The organism is Vibrio sp. 1727, from assembly GCF_033344415.1.
GTDB classification, from domain to species: Bacteria; Pseudomonadota; Gammaproteobacteria; order Enterobacterales; family Vibrionaceae; genus Vibrio; species Vibrio alginolyticus.
On sequence record NZ_JAWPOT010000027.1, the window covers coordinates 43950 to 51143 of the forward strand.

Consider the following 7194-nt stretch of genomic DNA (forward strand, 5'->3'; position numbering starts at 1 on the left):
ATTAGCCGTTCTCTGCGAGCGCCGCAAGTTGGTCTGCTTGGTGCTCTTGAATCACAGGATCAATCAAGCTTTGCAGGTCACCTTCCATCACTTCGTTCAAACGATAGATGGTTAGGTTGATACGGTGATCAGACACACGACCTTGTGGGTAGTTGTAGGTACGAATACGGTCACTACGGTCACCAGAACCTAGAAGGTTACGACGTGTATCAGACACTTCTGCGGCACGACGCTCTTCTTCCGCTTGAACGATACGAGCAGCAAGAACCGCCATTGCTTTCGCTTTGTTCTTGTGCTGTGAACGCTCATCCTGACACTCTACTACCGTACCCGTTGGTAAGTGGGTAATACGGATTGCAGAATCCGTGGTGTTAACGTGCTGACCACCCGCGCCAGATGCACGGAACGTATCGATTTTCAGGTCTGCTGCTTTGATTTCTGGCAGATCCGCTTCAGGGATTTCCGCCATTACTGCTACTGTACAAGCAGAAGTATGCACACGACCTTGAGACTCTGTTGCTGGAACACGCTGTACACGGTGACCGCCTGACTCAAATTTCAACACGCCGTATGCACCGTCGCCGCTTACTTTCGCGATCATCTCTTTGTAACCACCGTGCTCTGCCTCGTTTGAAGACATGACTTCGATGCGCCAGCCACGCTTTTCTGCGTACTTGCTGTACATACGGAATAGATCACCCGCGAAGATACCCGCTTCGTCGCCACCCGCACCTGCACGAATTTCTAGGAAACAGTTACGATCATCGTTCGGATCTTTTGGCAGAAGAAGAATCTGTAACTCATCAGTAAGACGCTCAATCGTCGCTTTCGCTTCTTTGATTTCTTCTTGCGCCATTTCACGCATTTCTTCGTCGTCTTCGTTTGCCATCTCTTCAGCGGCGACAAGATCTTCTTGTGCTTGTTGATAAGCTTGGAAGCACTTGGTTACTTCTTCTAGCTGAGAGTACTCTCTTGATAGAGCACGGAATTTGTCCTGATTTCCAATTACATCAGGATCACCAAGAAGATGTTGAACTTCTTCGTAACGTTCTACTAGCGTTTCTAGCTTAGTCAGAATAGAGGCTTTCATAGTGTCGTTTTCTTAATAAAAAGCGTGAGTTATAGATCATCCAAGCCAAGTGTTTGGCGGATAATCGTTAATTTTGCTGGTTCGCCTTGCTCTGCTGCACTTTGCAATGCGCGAGTTGGAGCGTGAATCAGTTTGTTGGTGAGTTTATTACTCAGCTCGCGCAGCACTTTCTCCGGATCTGCGCCTGCCGCTAAAGATTGCAAACTTTTGCTCAGTAACTCTTCACGAATTTCGTTGGCTGATTTGCGATAGTCGCGAATACTATCGACGGCTTGCAGTGAACGCAACCATGTCATAAATGCAGCGCTTTCTTCACTAACAATCGCTTCAGCTTGAATCGCTTCGACTTTACGCTGCTCAATGTTGCTGTCGATGATAGATTGCAAGTCATCAACAGAATACAGATATGCGTCGTTCAGTTCACCGACTTCCGACTCCACATCTCGCGGCACCGCAATATCGACCAACAAGATAGGTTGATGCCGGCGCTGCTTTAGAGCCGTTTCGACCATACCTTTGCCAATAATAGGCAATGGGCTCGCCGTTGAGCTAATCACAATATCCGCTTTCGCCAAATGTTCAGGAATTTCGTTCAAACTGATCACTTCTGCGCCAAATTGGTCCGCTAAGCCTTGCGCGCGCTCTTTAGTGCGGTTCGCGACAATCATTTTTGTGCAACCGTTGGACGCTAAATGCTTCGCGACCAATTCAATCGTCTCACCCGCACCAACTAAAAGCACGGTTGAATCTGATAACGACTCAAAAATATGTTTTGCCAGTGTACATGCCGCATAAGCCACGGACACGGCATTACCACCAATATCTGTCTCTGTTCTCACCCGTTTGGCGACTGAGAACGTCTTTTGAAACAGTTTATCAATCGAGGCATCGACAGCTTGATGATCTCGCGAGTCAGAAAATGCTTGCTTTACCTGCCCCAAAATTTGAGGCTCACCCAACACCAGAGAGTCAAGACCGCACGATACGCGCATCAAATGCTTTATTGCAGCTTGTTCTTCATGAACATACAAACTCGGCATTAAATCTTCGCGGCTCACTTGATGAAATTGAGCAAGCCAATCGATCAACTTGTTTCGCGCTCCTTGCTTAACATCGCAGTACAACTCAGTTCGGTTACAGGTTGAAACAATCACACTGCCGTTAACTGCTTCGTGCTCTCTAAGTTGCTCGAGTGCAGGGCCGAGTTTATCCGGACCAAACGCCACCTTCTCTCGCAAGTCGACAGACGCTGTATTGTGATTAATTCCAATAGCAAGCAAGGACATCTAACGTGGTATCTCTGGGATAGGTTATAAAATAGGTCCAGAATTTTACTGTAAGCACGCATTTATTGAAAGGGTAAGCCGGATTTGTTTTCCTAAGTGCGACTTTTCAATGCTATAGTTGTGAGCGATTCCCGATGAAACTGATTAATAAGCCATCAAACATGACGTTACGCTCCTTTATTCTTTTTTTCTTGTCGAGCTTACTGCTCGCTGGTTGTTCGTCCGTTCCTGAAAGTGTTACCAGCGTTGAATGGCAAGCTCATGAGCAGCGACTCGAAACCATCCAAGATTTTCAAGCAACGGGGAAACTTGGTTATATTGGCCCAGACCAAAGACAAAATTTAAACTTCTACTGGAAACATTCTTCAGCACTAAGCCAGTTGCGTTTAACAACGATTCTCGGACAAACGGCATTAAAGCTCACCATCACCCCACAAGGCGCCACAGTAGAAACTTACGACGATCAGGTCCTTTCTTCTCGCAGTGCTAACCAGCTGATTTACCGTCTTACAGGGTTGATGATGCCCGTCGAACACATGCCTGACTGGCTATTAGGTCTACCGACCGATGCCGACAAATTCCAACTGTCTCCAACCAATACACTGCAAGCGTTAAACAAACAAATTGGTTTAAATGATTGGAGTATTGCATATCAACGATATGGCGACGTTCAATGGCATGAACAGTCTCTCCCTCTGCCAAATAAGCTGAAACTCACCACAGCTGATGTCAAAATAAATCTAGTGATCACAAAATGGAACATCACCCAATGATTGAACTTTCAACACGCTGGCCATCACCAGCGAAATTGAATCTCTTTCTATATATCAACGGCCGTACAGAGAATGGCTACCACGAGTTACAAACCTTATTCCAATTCGTCGATCACGGCGATGAGCTCACTATTCAAGCGAACTATTCTGGTGATATTACAATTTCTCCAGAGATAGAAGGTCTGCCTCTTCAAGACAATTTAATTTGGAAAGCAGCAACCGCGCTTCAAGCTTACTCAAACTGCCCTTTTGGCGCGCATATTGAGCTACAGAAAGTGCTGCCTATGGGTGGAGGCATTGGTGGGGGCTCATCGAATGCAGCTACAGCATTAGTGGCACTGAATTACTTATGGCAACTGAATCTAACTGACGACGAACTGGCTGAAATTGGTTTAAAACTGGGCGCAGACGTGCCCGTATTTGTGCGCGGATTTGCAGCTTTTGCTGAAGGTGTTGGTGAAAGACTCTCTCCTGCTTATCCCGAAGAAAAGTGGTATTTAGTCGTCAGACCGAATGTATCTATCGCAACCGTCGACGTTTTTTGTCATCCAGATTTGACGCGAAACACCCCAAAACGAGATCTAGAAACACTTTTAAATACGCCAAGCGTAAACGATTGCGAAAAAATTGTACGAATGCTCTACCCAGAGGTTGATAAGCAACTTTCTTGGCTGCTACAATACGCGCCGTCAAGATTGACGGGGACAGGATCTTGCGTTTTTGCTGAATTTTCGAGCAAATCTGAAGCAGAAACTATCCTTGCACAACTCTCTGATAAAGTCTCGGCATTTGTCGCTCAAGGGCGCAATATTTCGCCATTAAAAGAGACTTTGGCTGAATACCAATCAGCCTCACACCGACCTATTTAAACTGGACGCAAACCCGAGGTTTCCACCGTGCCTGATATGAAGCTATTTGCTGGTAACGCAACACCTGAACTAGCCCAACGTATTGCTGATCGTCTTTACATCTCTCTTGGTGATGCATCTGTTTCTCGCTTTTCTGATGGCGAAGTTGCAGTTCAAATCAATGAGAATGTTCGTGGTAGCGATGTTTTCATCATTCAATCCACTTGTGCACCGACTAACGACAACCTAATGGAATTGGTTGTTATGATTGATGCAATGCGCCGTGCTTCAGCAGGCCGTATCACTGCAGTTATCCCTTACTTCGGCTACGCTCGCCAAGACCGTCGTGTACGTTCTGCGCGTGTGCCAATTACTGCAAAAGTTGTTGCTGATTTCCTATCTAACGTTGGTGTTGACCGCGTTCTAACTATCGACCTACACGCAGAGCAAATTCAAGGCTTCTTCGATGTACCTGTAGACAACATCTTCGGCACGCCAGTGCTACTTGAAGATATGCAGGCTCGCGGTCTAGATAACCCTGTAGTGGTATCTCCTGACCTAGGTGGCGTTGTTCGTGCTCGCGCAACAGCAAAAGCACTAGGCGACATCGACATCGCAATCGTAGATAAGCGTCGTCCACGTGCAAACGTTTCTGAAGTAATGAACCTAATCGGTGATGTTGAAGGTCGTGACTGTGTGATCGTTGATGACATGATCGACACAGGTGGCACACTATGTAAAGCAGCTGAAGCACTAAAAGAGCGCGGTGCTAAGCGTGTATTCGCTTACGCTACTCACGCAGTATTCTCAGGCAACGCTGCGGATAACATCAAGAACTCAGTTCTTGACCAAGTTATCGTAACTGACTCTATCTCTCTGTCTAAAGAGATGGCTGCAACAGGTAAAGTGACAACACTAAGCCTATCTCGCATGCTGGCTGAAGCGATTCGTCGTATCAGCAACGAAGAGTCAATCTCTGCAATGTTCAACTAATACGAACATTTCAGTTACACTGATTTCAAAAGCACCCCTCTTTGGGGTGTTTTTTTATTTGTACTGATAACTAGAAAATCCCTTGGTCGCCCACCGCGAGTTTTCTGTGCTATCATACTGCGCTTTTTGAGATTCCAGAGAGATCCTAACCTTGAGTCAACAAATCAAACTTCTTGTTGGTCTTGCTAATCCAGGACCAGAATACGCCAGAACTCGTCACAATGCGGGCGCTTGGGTTGTAGAAGAATTAGCACGCGTTCACAACGTTACACTGAAGAACGAACCAAAGTTTTTTGGTCTAACAGGACGCATTATGGTCAATGGCCAGGATCTCCGTTTGCTTATCCCAACCACCTTCATGAATCTATCAGGTAAATCGATCGCAGCGCTTGCGAAATTTTATCAAATTAAACCTGAAGAGATCATGGTTGCTCATGACGAGCTAGACTTACCGCCAGGTGTCGCTAAGTTTAAAAAAGGTGGGGGGCACGGTGGACACAACGGTCTGCGTGACACCATTAGCAAACTGGGCAATAACAAAGATTTTTATCGTCTTCGTATTGGCATTGGTCATCCGGGACACAAAGATAAAGTGGCGGGTTTTGTATTAGGTAAAGCGCCAGCTAAAGAGCAAGAGCTTTTAGATGCAGCAGCTGATGAGGCTGTTCGTTGTCTAGATATCCTGATTAAGGATGGCCTATCTAAAGCACAAAATCGCCTCCACACGTTCAAAGCTGAATAAGGTTACTATCATGGGTTTTAAATGTGGCATCGTTGGTCTACCTAACGTAGGTAAATCAACTCTGTTCAACGCACTAACTAAAGCGGGTATCGAAGCAGCAAACTTCCCGTTCTGTACCATTGAACCAAACACTGGTGTGGTTCCTGTGCCAGATCTACGTCTAGACGCACTAGCTAAGATCGTTAACCCACAGAGAGTTCTTCCAACGACGATGGAGTTCGTGGACATCGCTGGTCTTGTTGCTGGTGCATCACGTGGTGAAGGTTTAGGTAACAAATTCCTAGCTAACATCCGTGAAACAGACGCGATTGGCCACGTTGTACGTTGTTTTGAAAACGAAAACATTGTTCATGTTTCAGGTAAAGTTTCACCTATCGAAGATATCGAAGTGATCAACCTCGAACTTGCAATGGCTGACCTAGATTCTTGTGAGCGAGCGATTCAACGTAACGCGAAGAAGGCAAAAGGCGGCGATAAAGACGCAAAATTTGAACTAACCGTACTAGAAAAACTGTTACCAGTACTAACTGAAGGCGGCATGGCACGCACAGTTGAGCTATCTAAAGAAGAGTTAGCAGCAATCGGCTATCTAAACTTCCTAACACTGAAGCCAACTATGTACATTGCAAACGTAAACGAAGATGGCTTCGAAAATAATCCATATCTAGATGCGGTTCGTGAGTTCGCAGAAAAAGAAAACAATGTCGTTGTACCTGTATGTGCAGCTATCGAATCTGAACTATCTGAACTAGAAGATGAAGATCGCGAAGAATTCCTAGCAGATATGGGGATCGAAGAGCCGGGTCTGAACCGTGTAATTCGCTCTGGTTACGAACTACTGACTCTACACACCTACTTCACAGCAGGTGTTAAAGAAGTACGTGCTTGGACAATCCCTGTTGGTGCAACTGCGCCTCAGGCGGCAGGTAAGATCCACACTGACTTCGAGAAAGGCTTTATTCGTGCAGAAGTAGTCGGTTACGACGATTTCATCCAATTCAATGGTGAAAATGGCGCAAAAGACGCAGGTAAATGGCGTCTAGAAGGTAAAGACTACATCGTAAAAGATGGTGATGTTGTACACTTCCGCTTCAATGTTTAATTAAATGAATGAATTCTAAACACTTCATTTACACTAAAAGCCAGCTGTTAAGCTGGCTTTTTTAATACCTTAAGTAAATAAACAAAAATAAATTACGCAACTGCAAGCTAATTTATTTCCAGTTTTAGATCATAAACACGCCTCTTTGTTTAAAAAGGAAGCGAACGAGGTTTTTTCCGAAATTTATTAAAAAAAACTGTTGACGGATCTCACTCAACTTCGCATAATGCGCGCCGTTCCCAACGACAAGGCAACAAAGCGTTGAGAACAAAAAATATGGTTTTGGCTACGTAGCTCAGCTGGTTAGAGCACATCACTCATAATGATGGGGTCACAGGTTCGAATCCCGTCGTAGCCACC

The 7194-nt window shown here is 45.5% G+C and carries 7 protein-coding genes and 1 tRNA gene; 6 read left to right on the plus strand and 2 right to left on the minus strand.

Features of this window, described 5'->3' with window-relative positions:
- Position 1: 1 nt before the first annotated feature.
- Together prfA and hemA are read right to left on the minus strand one after the other, a co-directional pair.
- On the minus strand, positions 2-1090 hold the full coding sequence (prfA, locus tag R8O10_RS20725) for a peptide chain release factor 1 (protein ID WP_005382222.1): 1089 nt from the start codon (positions 1088-1090) through the stop codon (positions 2-4).
- A 29-nt stretch (positions 1091-1119) separates the two neighbouring features.
- Positions 1120-2376, minus strand: a complete 1257-nt coding sequence (hemA, locus tag R8O10_RS20730) for a glutamyl-tRNA reductase (protein ID WP_005384104.1) — start codon at positions 2374-2376, stop codon at positions 1120-1122.
- A 134-nt stretch (positions 2377-2510) separates the two neighbouring features.
- Between hemA and lolB the strand changes: the two genes are divergently transcribed.
- From lolB to R8O10_RS20760, 6 genes are all read left to right on the plus strand, one after another.
- Entirely contained in the window at positions 2511-3149 is a 639-nt protein-coding gene (gene lolB, locus R8O10_RS20735) for a lipoprotein insertase outer membrane protein LolB (RefSeq protein ID WP_085570134.1), read from the plus strand.
- The gene (gene ispE, locus R8O10_RS20740; protein ID WP_374041272.1) at positions 3131-4018 is read left to right on the plus strand and encodes a 4-(cytidine 5'-diphospho)-2-C-methyl-D-erythritol kinase; all 888 of its coding nucleotides are present in this window, start codon (positions 3131-3133) and stop codon (positions 4016-4018) included. Before lolB ends, ispE begins: the two co-directional genes overlap by 19 nt.
- Before the next feature lie 27 nt (positions 4019-4045).
- Positions 4046-4990 carry a ribose-phosphate pyrophosphokinase gene (locus tag R8O10_RS20745; RefSeq protein ID WP_005393176.1) on the plus strand — a complete coding sequence of 315 codons (945 nt, stop codon included), beginning with the start codon at positions 4046-4048 and terminating at the stop codon, positions 4988-4990.
- A 151-nt stretch (positions 4991-5141) separates the two neighbouring features.
- Positions 5142-5732: an aminoacyl-tRNA hydrolase gene (gene pth / locus R8O10_RS20750; RefSeq protein ID WP_005384112.1), complete on the plus strand. Its 591-nt coding sequence runs from the start codon at positions 5142-5144 to the stop codon at positions 5730-5732.
- A gap of 10 nt (positions 5733-5742) precedes the next feature.
- The gene (gene ychF, locus R8O10_RS20755; RefSeq protein WP_005393178.1) at positions 5743-6834 is read left to right on the plus strand and encodes a redox-regulated ATPase YchF; all 1092 of its coding nucleotides are present in this window, start codon (positions 5743-5745) and stop codon (positions 6832-6834) included.
- Positions 6835-7118: 284 nt separating this feature from the next.
- A tRNA-Met gene (locus R8O10_RS20760) sits at positions 7119-7192 on the plus strand.
- Positions 7193-7194 lie beyond the last annotated feature (2 nt).